General features: G+C 74.3%; 18 protein-coding genes and 1 riboswitch. Of the genes, 9 read left to right on the top strand and 9 right to left on the bottom strand.

The window, feature by feature from the left end; all coding sequences use genetic code 11:
* Positions 1–126: 126 nt before the first annotated feature.
* A complete protein-coding gene (locus Q6349_RS15270) occupies positions 127–747 on the bottom strand; it encodes a hypothetical protein (RefSeq protein ID WP_304604835.1) in 621 nt (206 codons plus the stop codon).
* On the bottom strand, positions 744–1613 hold the full coding sequence (locus Q6349_RS15265) for a PASTA domain-containing protein (protein ID WP_304604834.1): 870 nt from the start codon (positions 1611–1613) through the stop codon (positions 744–746). Before Q6349_RS15265 ends, Q6349_RS15270 begins: the two co-directional genes overlap by 4 nt.
* 137 nt (positions 1614–1750) lie before the next feature.
* Between Q6349_RS15265 and Q6349_RS15260 the strand changes: the two genes are divergently transcribed.
* The 4 genes from Q6349_RS15260 to Q6349_RS15245 all read left to right on the top strand — a co-directional run bounded on the left by Q6349_RS15260 (position 1751) and on the right by Q6349_RS15245 (position 4823).
* Positions 1751–3016: an MFS transporter gene (locus Q6349_RS15260; protein ID WP_304604833.1), complete on the top strand. Its 1266-nt coding sequence runs from the start codon at positions 1751–1753 to the stop codon at positions 3014–3016.
* Positions 3013–3363, top strand: coding sequence for a helix-turn-helix transcriptional regulator (locus tag Q6349_RS15255; protein ID WP_304604832.1), 351 nt, complete (start codon positions 3013–3015; stop codon positions 3361–3363). The genes Q6349_RS15260 and Q6349_RS15255 overlap by 4 nt, the downstream gene beginning before the upstream one ends.
* Positions 3364–3441: 78 nt before the next feature.
* Positions 3442–4122, top strand: coding sequence for a phosphatase PAP2 family protein (locus tag Q6349_RS15250; RefSeq protein WP_304604831.1), 681 nt, complete (start codon positions 3442–3444; stop codon positions 4120–4122).
* Positions 4119–4823 carry a phosphatase PAP2 family protein gene (locus Q6349_RS15245; protein ID WP_171246598.1) on the top strand — a complete coding sequence of 235 codons (705 nt, stop codon included), beginning with the start codon at positions 4119–4121 and terminating at the stop codon, positions 4821–4823. Before Q6349_RS15250 ends, Q6349_RS15245 begins: the two co-directional genes overlap by 4 nt.
* 15 nt (positions 4824–4838) lie before the next feature.
* Here the strand turns inward: Q6349_RS15245 and Q6349_RS15240 are convergent, their stop codons facing one another.
* On the bottom strand, positions 4839–5534 hold the full coding sequence (locus tag Q6349_RS15240; protein WP_304604830.1) for a GPR1/FUN34/YaaH family transporter: 696 nt from the start codon (positions 5532–5534) through the stop codon (positions 4839–4841).
* 162 nt (positions 5535–5696) lie between these two features.
* Between Q6349_RS15240 and Q6349_RS15235 the strand changes: the two genes are divergently transcribed.
* Positions 5697–5903, top strand: coding sequence for a heavy-metal-associated domain-containing protein (locus Q6349_RS15235; protein WP_171246600.1), 207 nt, complete (start codon positions 5697–5699; stop codon positions 5901–5903).
* 33 nt (positions 5904–5936) lie between these two features.
* Here Q6349_RS15235 and Q6349_RS15230 read toward each other — a convergent pair whose 3' ends face one another.
* Positions 5937–6551, bottom strand: coding sequence for a cation transporter (locus Q6349_RS15230; protein WP_304604829.1), 615 nt, complete (start codon positions 6549–6551; stop codon positions 5937–5939).
* The gene (locus Q6349_RS15225; protein WP_304604828.1) at positions 6548–7585 is read right to left on the bottom strand and encodes a DUF4190 domain-containing protein; all 1038 of its coding nucleotides are present in this window, start codon (positions 7583–7585) and stop codon (positions 6548–6550) included. The genes Q6349_RS15230 and Q6349_RS15225 overlap by 4 nt, the downstream gene beginning before the upstream one ends.
* Before the next feature lie 171 nt (positions 7586–7756).
* Here Q6349_RS15225 and Q6349_RS15220 point away from each other — a divergent pair, with 171 nt between their 5' ends.
* A complete protein-coding gene (locus Q6349_RS15220) occupies positions 7757–9157 on the top strand; it encodes a polysaccharide deacetylase family protein (protein WP_304604827.1) in 1401 nt (466 codons plus the stop codon).
* A 40-nt stretch (positions 9158–9197) separates the two neighbouring features.
* Here Q6349_RS15220 and Q6349_RS15215 read toward each other — a convergent pair whose 3' ends face one another.
* A complete protein-coding gene (locus Q6349_RS15215; protein WP_304604826.1) occupies positions 9198–10928 on the bottom strand; it encodes an acyl-CoA dehydrogenase family protein in 1731 nt (576 codons plus the stop codon).
* Between the two features lie 72 nt (positions 10929–11000).
* A complete protein-coding gene (locus Q6349_RS15210) occupies positions 11001–11951 on the bottom strand; it encodes a ketopantoate reductase family protein (RefSeq protein WP_304604825.1) in 951 nt (316 codons plus the stop codon).
* Positions 11952–12091: 140 nt separating this feature from the next.
* A riboswitch (cyclic di-AMP (ydaO/yuaA leader) is annotated at positions 12092–12258 on the top strand.
* 19 nt (positions 12259–12277) lie between these two features.
* Here Q6349_RS15210 and Q6349_RS15205 point away from each other — a divergent pair.
* Positions 12278–13219, top strand: a complete 942-nt coding sequence (locus tag Q6349_RS15205; protein WP_304604824.1) for a D-alanyl-D-alanine carboxypeptidase family protein — start codon at positions 12278–12280, stop codon at positions 13217–13219.
* Between the two features lie 12 nt (positions 13220–13231).
* Here the strand turns inward: Q6349_RS15205 and gtfA are convergent, their stop codons facing one another.
* On the bottom strand, positions 13232–14764 hold the full coding sequence (gene gtfA / locus Q6349_RS15200) for a sucrose phosphorylase (protein ID WP_304604823.1): 1533 nt from the start codon (positions 14762–14764) through the stop codon (positions 13232–13234).
* Between the two features lie 202 nt (positions 14765–14966).
* Here gtfA and Q6349_RS15195 point away from each other — a divergent pair, with 202 nt between their 5' ends.
* Positions 14967–15773 carry a maleylpyruvate isomerase family mycothiol-dependent enzyme gene (locus Q6349_RS15195; RefSeq protein ID WP_304604822.1) on the top strand — a complete coding sequence of 269 codons (807 nt, stop codon included), beginning with the start codon at positions 14967–14969 and terminating at the stop codon, positions 15771–15773.
* A gap of 22 nt (positions 15774–15795) precedes the next feature.
* The gene (locus Q6349_RS15190) at positions 15796–16110 is read left to right on the top strand and encodes a hypothetical protein (RefSeq protein WP_304604821.1); all 315 of its coding nucleotides are present in this window, start codon (positions 15796–15798) and stop codon (positions 16108–16110) included.
* A 101-nt stretch (positions 16111–16211) separates the two neighbouring features.
* On the opposite strand, the gene Q6349_RS15185 is transcribed toward Q6349_RS15190, so the two are convergent.
* Positions 16212–16709: a flavin reductase family protein gene (locus tag Q6349_RS15185; protein ID WP_304604836.1), complete on the bottom strand. Its 498-nt coding sequence runs from the start codon at positions 16707–16709 to the stop codon at positions 16212–16214.
* Positions 16710–16711: the final 2 nt, after the last annotated feature.

Genomic DNA, 16711 nt, shown 5'->3' with positions numbered 1-16711 from the left:
CCCCCGCCCGGGCGCCCGGGGGCGCGCCCCCCCCCGGGGCCCCGCCCCCCGGCCCCCCGGGTCCGGACGTCTCAGGGACGCAGCAGCGCCTTGATCGCGCGGCGCTCGTCCATGGCGCGACCCGGGTCAGGACTCCCCGCGGAAGACCGCCGACCGCCCCGACGTCAGCGGGATCGGCCGGCGCAGCCGCACCAGCGCCTCGACGTCGAGGGTGCGGGACCTCTCCACGAGCCGCACCCCGTCCAGGGAGAGGGTGCCCGTGACGTCGGCCGACCCGCCCCGGACCGCCACCAGGGAGCCGCCCGCGACGACGGCCGCGACCCCCGTGAGGACGGCGACGAGCGAGATCTCGAAGGTGAACCGGTGCAGGGGGACGCCGTCGACGGACAGGTCGACCCGCGGGTGGTGCGTCGCGGTGATCCGGTGCGTGGCCAGCGCGACGATCTCCTCCCCGGGGGCGAGGGCGGTCCGCCGGCCGGCCGCCGTGAGGTCGGCGACGGACCGCCACGAGCGCAGCAGGACGTCGCCGAGGTCGAGGTCGAGCAGTCCGTCCGCCACGGCGGCGAGCTCGGACCCGACGGCCTCCCGCGTCGCCGTGGTGGCCCGCCGCACGCCCTGGAGCGCCGCGCCGCCGATCCCGTGCCGCCGGACGGCCTCGCCGAGCACCTGCGCGGTGTCCCGGCCCGAGCCGTCGTCGAGGAGGAAGACGCGCGCCGTCATCGTCGGCGCGGCGGTCGTCGTGGTCATCGTCCGATCACCTCCAGGTGCTGGTCCACGTCGTCCGCGGAGGCGACGAGCCGGATCACGAGGGTCGCGCCGGGTCCCGCGGGGTCCGTCGGGTCCGCGGCGAGCGTCACGGTGGGCGGTGGGGTCGGGGCGGGCCGGACCCGGACGTGCTCGCTCACCCAACGCCGGTCCTGCCGGCGACGGGCCCGGCGCAGCCGGGGGGCACCGGCTGCGGCCCCGGCGACGAGCAGCCCGACCAGGACGATCCACAGCAGCGGGAACCGTTCCGCCGGGTCGTCCGTCCCCGTGTTCCCCGGGGGCGGGACGACGGCGGCGAGGGTGACGGCCACCTCGCTCTCGACGTCGACGCCGGTGCCGGGGCCGGGGTCCTGGTCGGCGACGGCGTCGCCCTCGCCCGACACCTCGCCGAGCACGAGGCCCCGCTCGGCCAGCAGCGTCTCGGCCTCGTCGAGCGGGCGGCCCACCAGGTCCGGGACCGTGACCAGGTCGGCGACCGGCTCGACCTCGAACGTGGTCTCGGCCGCGACGTCGTCGGACCTGGCGCACCGGGCGAACACCTCGTGCCCACCGGGCTCCGCCTCCGTGGGGACCGGGAACGTCGTCTCGTCGGCGCCACCGTCCAGGTCGACGGTCCCGACCACCCCGGACTCTCCCCACAGCAGCTCGACGACGCCGATGGAGCAGTCGAAACCGTCGACGCTCGCCGTGACGGAGGTCCCGGGTGGCCCGGCCGACGGGTCGAGGTCGATCTCCTGCCCGGGCACGACGACGGCGGGGAGCGAGGACAGCAGGCCGAGGACGGCCGCCACCAGCGTCGGCACGACCGTCCGCGTCGCCGGGCGGTTCCGCACGGGTCCGGATCGCACGGGGCCACCTCCGTCCTGGCCGCGGCTCGAGCGTTCCTCTACCGGTCCGGAGCGCCGTGTCTCCCCTGCTGATACGGCCCGCTCGTCGACCCTCGAGCTTTGTTGCGTCCCTGCGCAATCATGCAGACAATGGGTCGGTGCTGCAGGTACTCGCCCACCCGGTCTACCGTCGGCTCTTCCTCGCCCAGCTCGTCGCCCTCGCCGGCACCGGGCTCGCCACCGTCGCCCTCGGGCTGCTCGCCTACGACCTCGCCGGGGCCGAGGCCGGGCAGGTCCTCGGCACCGCGCTCGCGGTGAAGATGGTCGCCTACGTGTTCGTCGCCCCGCTGGCGGCGGCCGCGGTCGTCCGGCTGCCCCGGCGGTCGGTGATGATCGGCTCCGACGTCGTGCGGCTGCTCGTCGCGGTGTCCCTGCCCTTCGTCGGCGAGGTCTGGCAGGTCTACGTCCTCGTCTTCGTGCTGCAGGCGGCCTCGGCCACGTTCACCCCGACGTTCCAGTCCGTGATCCCCGACGTGCTCGACGACGAGGAGGACTACACCGCGGCGCTGTCCCTGTCCCGGCTGGCCTACGACCTCGAGGCCGTCCTGTCCCCCGTGCTGGCGGCCGGGCTGCTGCTCGTCGTCCCCAGCTCGACCCTCTTCTTCGGCACCGCCGCCGGCTTCGGGGCGTCCGCGCTGCTCGTCGCAGCGACGGTCCTGCCGCGCCGTGGCGCCGACGCCGGCGGGGACGGCCCGCAGATGCCCTTCGGCGAGCGTGCCCGGCACGGGATCCGCCTCTTCGTCCGCACCCCGGCGCTGCGGCCGGTCCTGGCACTCAACATGGCCGTGGCCGCGGCCGGGGCGTTCGTCATCGTCCAGACGGTCGTGATCGCGCGCTCCGCGTTCGGGCAGGGCGAGGACGTCGTCGCGCTGCTGCTGGCCGCCAACGGCGCCGGCTCCATGACGGCGGCCTTCGCCCTGCCCCGGCTGCTGCGCCGCCGGCCCGAACGGCTCGTGATGCTCACGGGGGCCGTTGCCCTCACCGTGGCCACCGCCGTCGTCCCCCTCGCGCTGGCGGCCCCGTCGCCGGTGGCCGGGCTGACGGCCGTCGCGGCGCTGTGGGTGCTCGTCGGCCTCGGCTGGGCGTCGGTGGAGACCCCCGTGGGCCGGATCGTGCGTCGCACGGTCGCTCCCGGCGACCGCCCGGCGGCCTTCGCGGCGCACTTCGCCCTGCTGCACGCCTGCTGGCTGCTCACCTACCCCCTCGCCGGTCTGCTCGGCGTGGGCCTCGGGCTGAGCAGCACCGCGCTCGTGCTCGCGGCCCTCGCGGCGGCCGCGACGACGACGGCCGCCCTGCTGTGGCCGCGCCGACCCGGACGTCCGGCCACGACGGGGACGACGGCGCGAGGGACGGTGCCATCATGAGTCCCGTGGCCCCCGCCGAGCGCAGCGCACCCCCGGACGCCGAGCTCGACCGCGCCGTCGAGGTGCTGCGACTCCTCGCCGACCGCACCCGCCTGGCGATCCTCGTCATGCTCGACGGCACCGAGATGTCGGTCGGGTCGATCGCCGCGGCGCTCGACCGCCCCGTCCCCGCGGTCTCCCAGCACCTGGCCAGGCTGCGTGCCAGCCGGCTGGTCACGTCGCGGCGCGACGGCACCACCGTCTACTACGGCCAGCCCGACGAGCACGTCGCCGCGCTCGTCGCGAACGTGCTGCACCACACGGAGCACCTGCTCTACGAGGTCCCGCCGCACCACCGCTCCCCCTGAACGGACGCGCCGTGCGACCCGCACGGGTCGTCCCCCGCTCGACAAGCGCTGCGGGGACCTGCGGGTTAGTCTCCCGGGATGCTTCGACGATCGCCCCGGGCCCGCGCTCTGGCCCGCGCCGGCGCCTTCGCCGTCGCCGGATTCGTCCCGGTGCTCGTCCTGGCCTGGTTCGTCCGCACGAACGCCACGGTGCAGGAGGCCGACCAGGCCGTCGTCGACGCCGCCGTGTCGGTCACGCTGGACAACGACTGGCTGCTGGACACCTTCGTCGTCTGGTCGGCGGTCACCCAGCCCGGCTGGGTCGTGCTGGCCGGCGGCGCGGTCGCCCTGTGGATGTGGCGCCGACACGACTACCCCGGGCGCGCCCTGTGGGCGGTCGGGACGTTGCTCGCCTCGTGGGGGCTGGCCAACCTCGCCAAGGAAGCCGTCGGACGGGTGCGGCCGGTCGTCGACGAGGTGATCCTCGACGCGCCCGGCCTCAGCTTCCCCTCCGGGCACGCGACGTCCGCAGCGACCGCCGCGGTGACGATCACCCTGCTGGTCTGGCCGGTCCTCGGCCGGGTCGGCCGGGTCGTCGTCCCGCTGGTCGCCACCACGTTCGCGCTGATCACTGCCGCCGACCGCATCTTCCTCGGGGTGCACTTCCCCTCGGACGTGGTCGCCGGCATCCTCCTGGGCGTCACCATCTCCGGTGCGTCCTACCTCGGGTACCGCGGGTGGTCACCCACCACCCGCACCACAGATGCGGAGATTCGATGAACGCCTTCGTCCACCGCTACGAGCTCGACACCAGTCGGCCGACCAAGGGACAGGCCGCCCGGGACGCGGCGGTGCGCGCGCTGGGTCCCGCCGTCCTCGGCTGGCTCGTGCTCCTCGGCGTCGGGTTCCTCGTCGTCGGCCCCCTGAACGACTTCCCCCAGGGGAACACGGTCGAGCAGTGGTTCGCCGATCAGCGGACGTCCACGATGAACACCGTCTCGGAGTGGCTGGGTCGCTTCGGCATGACCGAGGTCGTGATCGGCGTGACCGCGCTGACGGTCGGGATCCTGTGGTGGCGCACCCGCCAGTGGTGGTTCGCCCTCGTGCCGGCGCTCGCGGTCTCCCTGCAGTCCCTGCTGTTCATCACCAGCTCCGCCCTGGTCGGGCGGGAGCGCCCGGACGTCGAGCACCTCGACCCGGCCCCGCCGACCTCGAGCTTCCCCAGCGGTCACACCGGTGCGGCGACGGCGCTGTGGCTGACCATGGCGCTGCTCGCCCAGCGCATCTCGAACCCGGTGCTGCGCCGACTGGTCACGGTGGTGTGCGTGGCCATCCCGTTCATCGTCGGCATCTCCCGGATCTACCGCGGCATGCACGGTCCGCTCGACGTCGTCTTCGGCCTGCTCAACGGCCTGTTGTGCGTGGTCGTCGCCTGGTGGTACCTGCGCCGGGACACGTCCGGGGCCGTGCGGACGCGCTGACCCGCCGCGCACTTCTCAGAGCTGCTGGCGCACGCCGGCCGACCGGGCGACTCCCTCGAGCTGCTCCTCCAGGTCGTCGCGCAGCGGCTTGAGTCCGGCTCCCCGACGCAGCACGGGGAGCCGGACGGGGTGGTCGACCTCCTCCAGGACGAACCCGAGCGCGGCGTAGAGCGCCATCGCGGCCAGGACCAGCCCGAGGACACCGGCGGTCGTCTCCCACGCGCCGGACCCGGTGAACTCGGCCACGCCCGTGACCGCGAAGCGCACGCCGGAGCCGATCATGACGGCGGCCGCGACGACCTTCCCGCCCGCGGCCAGGGCCGGGACCACCATGGCCAGGGCAGCGGTCAGCAGCAGCACGCCGAGCGCCGGGCTCGAGGAACCGGGCGGTGACGTCAGCGTCGAGACCGCGAGCATGGCCCAGACCCCGGACACCACGGCCATCCCCGTGCCGGCGATCGGGTCGCGGGCCCCGAAGCCGATGATCGCGGCGAGGAGCTGCAGCGGGACGGTGAGCACGAGGACGGCGAGGGCCACGGTGCTCTCCTCGGCGGTGCTGAGGATCCCCAGCTGCAGACAGCTGAACCCGACCGTCGCCACGGCCAGCGCCATGAAGCCGAGGGGAAGCGGGTTGCCCGTGGGGCGGAGCACGATGCGCGTGATCTCGAGCTGTTCGCTGCGCGTGCGCTGCCCGTCATCGGTGTCGTTCATCGCTCCACACAACACGAGGACCACGGACCCCACAACATCGGGACGGACCCCTGCCTGCGCCCCGGGGAGCGGGCCTCGCGCGGACTCGTTGATCTATACCCACTGGGGGTATAGCCTCCCTGGTGACGACCACCCGTCGGTGGTGGCAGGAGAGGAGAGACGATGAGCACGAACACGTACCAGGTCACCGGCATGACCTGCGGCCACTGCGAGATGTCGGTCCGCGAGGAGGTCGGCGAGGTTCCCGGGGTCGAGGAGATCCAGGTGAGCGCCGAGACAGGCACGCTCGTGGTCACCGGTCCCGCCGAGGAGTCCAAGGTCCTGGCCGCGGTCGACGAGGCCGGCTACTCCGCGGTCCGCGTCGGCTGACTCCCCTCGGGGCGCTCGACCGCGGAGGACGACTCAGTCGATCTCCTCCCCGGCGAGCGCCCTGGCCGCGAGGCGTTCGTCCTCGCTGACCTCCCACACCTCCCAGGCGGCCCGCCCGGCGAGGCCGATGATGACGCAGCCCAGGACGAGGTCCGGCCAGCCGGACCCGGTCCACGCCGTCACGAGGCCCATGGCGATCACGGCGACGTTGACGAGCACGTCGTTGCGGGCCGACAGGAACGCCGCCCGGCTGAGCGACCCGCCGTGGAGCCGCACGCCGACCAGCAGCCATGCCGCCGTGCCGTTGACGACGATCGCCCCCGCGGACGCGAGGACGAGCGGGACCACGTCGGGCGCCTCGGGGGCGCCGAACCGCTGCACCGCCTCCCAGGCGGCGAAGGCCGCCGGACCCAGGATGATCACGGCCATGACCTTGCCCATGGCCGCGCGGCGGGCCAGCGGCCATCCCAGCGCGAGCAGGATGAGCAGGTTGACCGCCGTGTCCTCCAGGAAGTCGACGCTGTCGGCGAGCAGCGAGACCGACCCCGCGCTCAGCGCCACGAAGAACTCGACGAAGAAGTAGGCGAAGTTCAGCGCGGCGACGACGGCGACGACCCGTCGCAGCCGGGCGACGGGGATCTCGGTCACGGGTTCCCGACACCCTCGGGGAGCAGATCGGCCGGCACCCGCTCGAGCAGGTCGTCGCAGGCCGCCGCGTCACCCGACTGGCACTGGCCGCCCAGCTCCTGGAGCTCGTCGGCGTCACCCAGCATGCCCCCGAGCTCCTGCAGGTCCTCGAACGAGTAGTCGCCGGTGACGCCGCCGAGCAGCAGGTCCGGGACACTGACCTCGCCCGCGGCGATCGCGTCCGCCTGGTCCAGGGCGGCCTCGACGTCCTCGCCGTAGGCGTCCCAGAACATCAACCCGCCGACGACCAGCAGCGTGGTGAACAGCACCTGCAGCGTCCCGAGCGTCATCCCGGTCCGCGCCATGCCACGGCCGTTCGTCCCCCGCCGGCGCGTGCGGTCGAGGCCGATGCCGCCGAACACGATCGCCAGGATCCCGACGAGCGGCACCACGATCCCGAGCAGGCCCGTGATCAGGGACGCCACCGCCGTCGGCTCGGTGCCGCGACGCGGGCCGGCGCCGCTCTCGCGCGGTGGTGCGGGGGCCGACGGCGCCGGGCGCTGTTGCGGCGCCGGGCGCTGTTGGGGAGCCGGCCGCTGCGTCGGCGTTGCCGCGGGTCCGGGCGCCGGGGCGGTCCGCTGCGCGGGTGCCGGCGTCGATCGCGGGAAGGCAGCGGCCGACGGCGGCGTCGCGGACGACCGGTCGGCCGGCATCACCCGGGTCCCCCAGGGCGTGGCGTCACGACCGCGGTCGGTGGCGGGCAGCACCGACTCCCGGCGCGGCCGGCCAGCGAGGGGCTGCGTGGCCGACATCGCGCCACCACCGAGGACCTGGGTCTCCTGCCCCGCGTCGCGGTCGAACACCTGCGTGTCCTGCGCCGACGGGGCCAAGGGCTGCGTCTCCTGCCCCGCGTCGCGGTCGAACACCTGCGTGTCCTGCGCCGACGGGGCCGGTGGAGGCTCCTCGGTGTGCGCCGGCAGGACCTGCGTCGCGTCGTCGGGGTCGGGTCCCGTCCCCTCGGCGTCGGTCCGGTCGGGGCGGTGCTGCTCGTTCATGCGGCTCCCGTGTCGAAGTCAGCACCGATGCTATGCCCCGGGCGGCGACCCCGGACAGCCCCGGCCCGGTGGCGGCGCCCGGGTGACCGTCGTGTGCACGCTCCGCGAGCGCCTCGCGCGAGCATCGCGACCAGGGTGGCCACGGGGCGCCGTTGGCCGGAGGATCACCCTGTGAGCACCTCCGAGCCGACCGCGCCCGAGCCGCCGGTCCGTCGCCGCCGCGCCCGGTGGTGGTGGATCGGCGCGCTCGTCGTGCTGCTCGCCGCTGCGGTCGTGGTCGCCGGTGAGCTCGAGCACCGTGCCTGGGAGTCGCAGGTCGCCGAGTACGAGGAGGAGGTCGCCCGTCTCACCGACGCCGCCGACACCTCCCGCGGACGCTCCGAGGACGCCTACGCGGACAGCCGCGAGACCCTCACCGCCGCCGTCCAGGACGGCCGGCCCGTGTACCGGCGCAGCGAGGGCCAGGTGGCGGACCCCGCGGTCCGCGAGCCCTTGGACGCCGCCCTCACGGAGGCGCGGAAGCTGCGGGACGCCGAGGTCAGCTACCCGGTCGAGACCCGCACGGTCGAGGCGGTCACCCGCCCGAACCCGTTCTTCCCGGAGACGTTGCCACAGGTGGAGGTCGAGGTCGTCGACGGGTCGGACCCCTCGCCGGAGGCGCTCGACGACGCCGCAGCGGAGGTCCTGGAGACGAGCGACGCCGTCGCCGCCGCACGCCGCCAGTGGGCCGTCGACGAGCTGCAGCCCGCCGTCGTCCAGGGCCGTGACGCGCTGACGGACCTCACCGCGCAGGACGCCGACCTCGACCTCGGCACCCTCGACACGGCGGTCTCCGACGCCGAGGCGATGCTCGACGCCGGCGTCGACGCCGTGGACCCCGACGAGGCCGTGCGCCTGCGGGACACCCTGCTCGAGACCAGCACGTCCCTGTGGCGCACCCGGCTGGACCAGATCACCGCCGAGCGCCGTGCGGCGGCGCGTGCCGAGGGCGTCGACTGTCGGGTGGACAAGTGCGTCGCCCTGACCTTCGACGACGGTCCCGTGGCGCAGACCGAACGGCTGCTGCGGATCCTCGACCGCAAGGACGCACCGGCCACGTTCTTCATGGTGGGCGACAACGTCGCCAGGAACCCGCAGATCGCCCGCGCGGTCGCCGACGCGGGGCACCTCGTCGCCAACCACTCGTGGAGCCACCCGCAGCTCACCACCCTCGACGACGCCGAGGTGCGCGAGGAGCTGCGCAGCACCTCCGACGCGATCCGCGAGGCGACCGGGTCCACCCCGTTCCTGCTGCGGCCGCCCTACGGTGACGTCGACGGCCGGGTCCGCACGCTCGCGACCCGCAGCGGGCTCGACGTCATGACCTGGAACCTCGACACGCTCGACTGGCAGACCCGCGACGCGAAGGAGACCCGCCGTCGGGTCCGCGAGCAGGTGGAGCCCGGGAGCAACGTGCTGCTGCACGACATCCACGCGACCTCGGTCGACGCCGTCGGCAAGATCATCAAGGACCTGCGCGACGAGGACTACGTGCTGGTCACGGCCGACCTGCTCGTCGACGACGAGGAGTGACGCCCCGCCCGGCCGGACGACGCGTCGGGACGCGCCTCGGTCAGCGCCGGCGGTGCCGTGCCAGCACCGCACGGCAGTCGGTGCCGGCCGGCAGCACCCCGTAGCCGGCGCCGCGGTCCTCCCCGAGCCGCGCGGCGACGAACGCCTCGGCGCTGCCCGACGGCGCGTGCCGCACCATCAGCGACGCCTGCAGCGCCACGGCGAGCGACTCGACGACGCGGCGGGCCTGCGCCTGCTGCGCGCCGTCGTCGGACCCGGCGAGCTCGGTGAGCAGCCGCTGCGTGCGCGCGACGTGCGCGTCCAGGGCGGGGTGCGCCCCCGCCGTCGTGCCGAGCTCGGCACGGAACGCCTCGACAGACTCCGGCTCGCGCGCCATCGCCCGCAGCACGTCCAGGGCGATGACGTTGCCCGACCCCTCCCAGATGGCCATGACGGGCTGCTCGCGGTACCGGCGTGCCAGCGGGAACGCCTCGGTGTACCCGTTGCCGCCCAGGCACTCCATCGCCTCGAACGCGTGGTGCGGGCCGCGCTGGCACACCCAGAACTTGCTCACCGCCGTGGCCAGACGGCGGAACGCCCGCTCGGCGTCCGTCTCGGCGTCGTACGCCGCGGCCAGGCGCATCGAGGTCAGGGTCGCGGCCTCGGACTCCAGCGCGAGGTCGGCGAGCACGGCCGTCATGGCGGGCTGGTCGACCAGGTGCGCCCCGAACGCGCTGCGGTGGTCCGCGTGCCACAAGGCCTCGGCGACCCCCTGGCGCATGCCGGCCGCCGACCCGTGGACGCAGTCCAGCCGGGTGCGCGACACCATCTCGATGATGGTGCGCACCCCGCGGCCGGGCTCCCCGACGAGATACCCGACGGTGCCGTCGAGCTCGACCTCCGCCGACGCGTTCGACCGGTTGCCGAGCTTGTCCTTGAGCCGCTGGATGCGGAACGCGTTGCGGGTGCCGTCCTCGAGGACGCGCGGCACCAGGAAGCACGTCGGTGACCCGGGCGGCCCGGCGTCCTCGCCTCCGGCCTGGGCCAGGACGAGGAACGCGTCCGACATCGGGGCCGAGCAGAACCACTTGTGCCCGGTGAGCAGGGACGTCCCGTCCGAGCCCACGGGGACGGCCGCCGTGGTGTTGGCGCGGACGTCCGACCCGCCCTGCTTCTCCGTCATGGCCATGCCGACGAGCACGCCGGGTTTGTCCCCGGGAGCGGCCGGCGTGCCGTCGTACCCGGACGACAGCAGGCGCGGTTCCCAGACGGCGGCGAGCTCCGGCGCGTGCCGCAGGGAGGGCACGGCCGCGTGCGTCATCGAGACGGGGCACGCATGGCCGGGCTCGACCTGCGAGAACAGCGAGAAGACGGCGCCCCGCACGACGTTCGCCCCGGGCCCCGGCTCCGCCCAGGCGCCCGTGTGCGCCCCGCGCTCGACGGCGGCGGCGAGCACCTCGTGGTAGGCGGGGTCGTACTCGACCTCGTCGAGGCGGCGGCCACGCCGGTCGTGGGTGTGCAGCACCGGCTCGTGGATGTTCGCCCGCTCGGCCGCGTGCTGGAACGCCGCGGTCCCGACGTGCGCCCCGGCCTCGACCAGTCGCTCCTCGCCCCAGTCGCCGCCGAACGCGTGCACCGCCTCGCGCAGCACCGGGAAGTCCAGGTACTCGTTGACGTCGACGCGTTCCGGCGGCTGGTTCACGACCTGGTGGGTGGTGCGGGGTGCCGGCTGACGCTGCGCGGGGTCCGGCGTCGCGACGTCCGGGGTCGTGGCGGGCGGACTCGCGGTCATGGGATCCTCCGTCGTCGTCGACCTCGTCCTCGAGGGGCCGGCTCCAGGATGTCCCCCCGGGGCACCTGCTCGCTACCCAGTGGCGCCGGCTCCCGTCGAGGCGCCCGGTGACGAGGTCGAGGACCGGCCGAGCTCGGTCACCAGCCGCCGGGTGAGGGGTGCGGGGACCTCGTGCCGGTCGGCGGCCCGCAGCACGGCCCCGCCGATGGCGTCGAGCTCCAGGGGCCGCCCGGCCTCGGCGTCACGCTGCATGGACGAGCGCGCCTCGGGCGGGAACGTGTCGTAGAAGCGCAGGGCCGTCTGGCTGGTGTCGGGACCGCCGCCGGCCTGGCCGATCGCGGCGACCTCCGCGACGAGCGCCGCGAGGGTGTCGCGACGCTCGGTCCGGAGCGTCCCGATCGGCTCCCCGTGGTAGGTCGTCAGCAGGGCGAAGGGCGCGAGGAGCCCGAGCTTGCCCCACAGCATCGCCCCCTCGTCGTCGCGGACCAGCGTGGTGACCCCCGCGTCCCGCAGGATCGTCGCCGCGGCCTCGAGCCGCTCGGGGGGCGCCGTGCTGCTGGCCAGGTCCACCTCGACGAAGGGACTGCCGTGCACGATCCGCCCGGGAGCGGTCCGGGTGGACTCGACGCGGATGACACCGGCGGCGACGGACGCCGGCGCGAACCGCTCGCGCAGGGTGGCGACGTGCTCGACCCCGTTGAGCAGCGGCACGACGAGCCCGGCGGCGACGTGCTCAGCAGGGACCCGCTCCAGGGCTTCGGGCAGCGACGGGTGCTTGACGGCGACCAGGCACAGGTCGACCGGTTCGCGCAGCTCGGTGTCCGCCTCGACCTCGGCCGAGAAGTCCCCGAAGAAGCCGCTGGTGACGCGGAGGCCGTCGGAACGGAGGGTCGACGCCGTCTCGGGGCCGGCCAGGACGATCACACGATGGCCCGCCCGGGCGGCCAGCGCTCCCACCAGCCCGCCGACGCCCCCCGGGCCCAGCACGGCGATCGTCGAACGACGTGACGTCCGTTCCGGCATCGTCCACCTTCTTCCTGCGAATCGGGTCAGAGGTTGGTCAACGTAGCGCACCCGTGATCTACCCGTGACAACTCGCGGCGGGAGGGATAGTGTCCAGGCAGCTCACACCCCAGGTGAGATGTCCGAGGCGGGCGCCGAGCCCTGTCACCGCCCCGGAGCCGGACGACACGAACGACAGGGACGGGGGACCCACTCTCGGGCACCACGGTGCCCTCGGGGTGAAGCCGTGCAGGGACGCCCTGCCGGCCGGGTCAGTCTCCGACCCGAACCCGACAGCTAACCCCGCAGGCGCCAGGAGAATGTTCGATGCGACCCCGCACCGCCCGATGAGGCACACGCGCGACCTGCCCGCGCTCCCCGAGGCGACCGCACGACCCGCACCCACGAGGGCACGTGCCAAGGGACGACACACCGCGAGCCACGCGGCTCGACGCCGCCGCACTGGCCCGACCTGGTCCTCGCTCGCGCCCACGAGCTGGCCGCTGAGCATCGGCCTGGGCCTCGCCGTCACGATGGCGACCACGACCGGCATGGCCGTGGCCTCCAACACGACCGAGCTGCCGCGCGCCACGAGCCCGGAGGCCGCGCCCTCCGGCGTCCGCGCCCCGGGTGACGCCGCCGCCGACCTCGCGGCCGTGACGAGCGCCGCGAAGCAGGCCGCCCTGCTCGCCGACCGTGGCCAGGCCGCCTCCCGGAACGCCGACCGGGCCGCGCCGACGACGTCCCGCGCGGCCGGTGGCTCGGTCGGCGGCACCGTCGTGCCGGCGGACGCCACGATGTCCGCGGAGAAGGTCGCCCTGTCCGTCGAGGCGGCGCCCGAGCCCCCGCCGCCGCCGCTGCCCGGCTGCGACGGCTACGCCAGCGGCACCGGGTCCAACGGGTACATCCCCGAGAGCGAGATGTGCACCCTGTGGGACGGCACGACGCGGATCCGCGCCGACGCCGGCGTCGCCCTCGCCCGGCTCAACCTGGCCTACCGCGTGGTCTTCGGCGAGAACATGTGCATCACCGACGGTTACCGGAGCTACTCGTCGCAGGTCGCGACCAAGGAGGCCAAGGGGTACCTGGCCGCCACGCCCGGCACCTCGAACCACGGGTGGGGTCTGGCCGTGGACCTCTGCCCGGAGACGTACTCCGGCAGCCGCTACGACTGGCTCCGCGCGAACGCGCCGGCCTACGGCTGGGACAACCCCGACTGGGCGATCTACGACAAGTACGAGCCGTGGCACTGGGAGTACACGGACGCCGTCACCGAGATGGGCGGCTGAGACCGGACGATCTCAAGGCCCCACCGGGCCGCCGAGGTCGTCCGGGGTGAAGGCAGCGAGGTCGACCGACGCCTCGCCCCGCCCACCGGAGGACCAGGTCAGGGTCCCGGCGCCGCTGGCCAGGTCGACCTCGAGGACGGCGACGGCGTCGGGCACCTCGACGCCGCGGCGCTCCATGCTCAGCACCGCGCCGTGGAGCGTCGCGTCGACGTCGCCGTCGAACGCCGGGAACGTGTTGCGGAACCGGCACAGGGCCAGCATCCGCCGCACCACCGGCGTCTCGAGCGCGGCGTCGATCTCCTCCGCCGTGTAGTGGTGGCGGTTGATGTCCCGCCCCACGCCCGTACGCTGCAGGAGCTCGACGTCGTTCTCTCCCGCCAGCAGGCCGACGTAGTAGACCTGCGGGATGCCGGGCGTGAAGAGCTGGAGCGCTCGCGCGGCGAGATAGCGCGCGTCGTCGCGGCCGAGCGCGTCGTAGAAGGTCGAGTTCACCTGGTACAGGTCGAGGTTCGACGCCGCGGCACCCGTCGCCGCGGCCGACGCACCGCCGGTCCGCTCGTGGATCCCCTCCACGAGGGCGTCGATCTGGGCCGGGTCCAGCAGGCCGGGGCGATCCGGCTCCCCCGGTTCGACGGTCTGGTCGGGGCCGACGTCGATGACCCCGATCCCGTCGTGGGTGTCGAGCACCGTGACGGCGTTGCGGGGACGTTCACGCAGCCAGTCGAGCAGCGCCGTGCCGTCGCCGGTGTACAGCGCGTGCAGCACGAGCGGAGGCAGCGCGAAGTCGTAGACGAGGTCCACCTCCCGCGCGATCTCGATCTGACGCCGGTAGTAGGAGTGCACCTCGACCAGGACGTCCACACCCCGCTCCCGCGCCCGTGCCGCGAAGTCCGCGATGAAGGCGAAGGTCTCGGGCGTCATGAAGCACGTGCTGCCCGGCGTCTTGACCGCGTACCCGACGGCGTCGAGGCGCACCTGGCGCACCCCGGCCGCCGCGACCGTGTCGAGGATCGAGGTGAGGTAGTCCTGGCCGAGCTCGGAGCTCAGGTCGATGTCGATCTGCTGGGGCGTGAACGTCGTCCACACGTAGCGCAGCGCGTCCCCGAGCCGCAGCGCCGTGAACGGCAGCCCGGGCCGGGGCCGGTAGATGCGGGCCAGCTCCTCCTCCCGTGCGCCGTCCGGGAAGACCGACGACATCGTGAGGAACATCGGTGCCCACGGCGAGGCGTCGCCGTGGGCGACGACGTCGCGGAACGCCGCGGAGTCGGCGGAGACGTGGTTGACGATGAGGTCGACCATCACGTCGTGGGTGCGGGACAGGTCACGCACGTCGTCCCATGTCCCCAGGCGCGGGTCGACGGCCGTGTGGTCGACGGGGTCGAAGCCGGCGTCCGCGCCGTCGAAGGGCGTGTAGAACGGCAGGACGTGCACGCCCCCGAACGACTCGGCGACCTCGTCGCGGCGCAGGAAGCGCGCCAGTCCCCGCAGGTCGCCGCCGAGCCGGTCGGCGTAGGCGATGAGCTGGACCTGGTCCTGCGTGCCCATGGATCCTCACCCTCCGTCGGGTCGGTCGGCATGCCTCTCGCCCGCCATGATGCGCCACCGTCGACGACCACGCCCACGCGGCGCACCCGGTGCGGGGGCCGCGTCCGGGTACCGCGCCGGGAGGAGCACACCGGGAGATGTCCCAGGGGGACCGCGGGGGTTCACTCGCATGAACCCGGACATCACGAAACGAGGTCAGGACATGACGACCACCACCGAGATTCTCGACGACTTCCTCCTCGAGGCAGCGGACCTCCGCGGTCTCCTCGCATCGCTCGACGACGACCAGTGGGAGCTGGTCACGCCCGCCGAACCGTGGCGCGTGCGCGACCAGGTCGCCCACCTCACGTTCGTCTTCACCCTGGCCGCCGCCGCAGCCTCGGACACGGAACGGTTCGCCGCCATGACGGCCCCCGCGGCCGACGTCGGGTTCGACGCCGCGGTGAACCACGCTCTGGACCTCTTCAACGCCGGCACTCCCGCGGAGGTGCTGGGGCGCTTCGACACCGCCGTCGACGACGTCGAGCGGGCGCTGCGTTCACGCGGCCCGGACGATGTCGTGCCGTGGCTGGTCAACCCGCTGCCCGCGGCGGTGCTGACCGCCGCCGGCATGCTCGAGCTGTTCGCGCACGGCCAGGACGTGGCGGACGCGGTCGGCGTGGGGATCGTCCGGACGGACCGGGTACGGCACCTCGTCCCCTTCATCCACCGGACCATCGCCTTCGGCTACCAGGCCCGGGACCTCGACGTACCGCAGGGCTCGTTCCGGTTCGCGGTGAGCCTGCCCTCCGGTGCGGCGGTCGAGGCCGGCGACGAGTACGCCCCGAACATCGTGTGCGGCGAGGCGGTCGACCTCGCGCTCCTGGCCTCCCGGCGTCGACACCCGGACGACCTGGTGCTGCACGCGATCGGCCCCGACGCATGGACCTACCTCGACGTCGCCCAGGCGTACCGCGGGCCCGCCGGCACGGGGCGCGAGCCCCTGGCCGCCGGCGCGGCGACGGTCTGAGCCGAAGGGTCAGGAGGAAGCCGTGCTGAGAGTCATGACGTACGAGGTCCGCGAGGACGCGGTCGGTGCCAACACGGCGCGCGTCCGTGACGTCGTGGCCGCGCTCGAGGCGCGCGGCCACGCGGGGACCTATCTGTCCGCCCACGTCGCCGGGACGGGACGGTTCGTCCACGTCGTCGACCCGCGGATCGAGGGCGTGCTGGACGACCTGCCCGAGTTCGCCGCCTTCCGCCACGGGCTCCGTGGCGTGCTCGTCGCCGGTCCCGTGGCCCACCAGGCGGCCGTCGTCGCCGGCGCCATCGACGGCGCCGTCACCGCGCCGAGCGCCTCGGTGTAGCCAACCTCATGGCCGGGTACACCTAGACGGTCGGGGCGGGTCGGGGAACGTGCCCCGACCCGCCCCGCCGGCCCGACCCGCCGCTCCGTCGCGGCGGGTCCTCACGTGCCCGCACCGGCCCCCAGAAGAGTCACCGGCACCGGGCCCGGGGTCCCGAGCTCGCGGAACCCTCCGTCGAAGAACGTCAGCACCTCGGGGGCGCCTTCACCACAGCCGAGGACCCGAGCCACGACGATGCCGTGGTCCCCGCCCGGATGAACGTCCTCCACCTCGCACTCCAGCCACGCGGCCGCGCCCGCGATCAGCGGGACACCGGTGCTCTGTCCGCACCACCACGACAGGTCGCCGAACTGACGCCACCCGCGCGGTCGACCGCGGTCGGCGAAGTGCCGGGCGATCGGCTCCTGGCCCCCCGCCAGGATCGAGACGCCGAGGCACGCACCCGGGGCGAGGAGGGCGTGCATGCGGGCGCTCGCTGCGACGCAGCCGAGGACCAGGGGCGGGTCGCACGACAACGACGTGAACGAGTTCGCGGTCATCGCGTGCGCGTGCTCACCGCAGGTGGAGAACACGGTCACGCCCGTCGCGAATCGTGACATCA

The sequence above is a fragment of the Isoptericola sp. 178 genome (genome assembly GCF_030586525.1).
Lineage (GTDB): Bacteria > Actinomycetota > Actinomycetes > Actinomycetales > Cellulomonadaceae > Isoptericola > Isoptericola sediminis.
Note: the sequence above shows the minus strand (reverse complement) of the source record. Positions and strands in the feature narration are given on the sequence as shown.

Excerpts from the sequence above, each read along its gene's own strand:
- Q6349_RS15270 (WP_304604835.1), bottom strand. The coding sequence starts at position 747 with ATGACCACGACGACCGCCGCGCCGACGATGACGGCGCGCGTCTTCCTC.
- Q6349_RS15255 (WP_304604832.1), top strand. The coding sequence starts at position 3,013 with ATGAGTCCCGTGGCCCCCGCCGAGCGCAGCGCACCCCCGGACGCCGAG.
- Q6349_RS15250 (WP_304604831.1), top strand. The coding sequence starts at position 3,442 with ATGCTTCGACGATCGCCCCGGGCCCGCGCTCTGGCCCGCGCCGGCGCC.
- Q6349_RS15245 (WP_171246598.1), top strand. The coding sequence starts at position 4,119 with ATGAACGCCTTCGTCCACCGCTACGAGCTCGACACCAGTCGGCCGACC.
- Q6349_RS15240 (WP_304604830.1), bottom strand. The coding sequence starts at position 5,534 with ATGAACGACACCGATGACGGGCAGCGCACGCGCAGCGAACAGCTCGAG.
- Q6349_RS15235 (WP_171246600.1), top strand. The coding sequence starts at position 5,697 with ATGAGCACGAACACGTACCAGGTCACCGGCATGACCTGCGGCCACTGC.
- Q6349_RS15225 (WP_304604828.1), bottom strand. The coding sequence starts at position 7,585 with ATGAACGAGCAGCACCGCCCCGACCGGACCGACGCCGAGGGGACGGGA.
- Q6349_RS15215 (WP_304604826.1), bottom strand. The coding sequence starts at position 10,928 with ATGACCGCGAGTCCGCCCGCCACGACCCCGGACGTCGCGACGCCGGAC.
- Q6349_RS15210 (WP_304604825.1), bottom strand. The coding sequence starts at position 11,951 with ATGCCGGAACGGACGTCACGTCGTTCGACGATCGCCGTGCTGGGCCCG.
- Q6349_RS15205 (WP_304604824.1), top strand. The coding sequence starts at position 12,278 with ATGAGGCACACGCGCGACCTGCCCGCGCTCCCCGAGGCGACCGCACGA.
- gtfA (WP_304604823.1), bottom strand. The coding sequence starts at position 14,764 with ATGGGCACGCAGGACCAGGTCCAGCTCATCGCCTACGCCGACCGGCTC.
- Q6349_RS15195 (WP_304604822.1), top strand. The coding sequence starts at position 14,967 with ATGACGACCACCACCGAGATTCTCGACGACTTCCTCCTCGAGGCAGCG.
- Q6349_RS15185 (WP_304604836.1), bottom strand. The coding sequence starts at position 16,709 with ATGTCACGATTCGCGACGGGCGTGACCGTGTTCTCCACCTGCGGTGAG.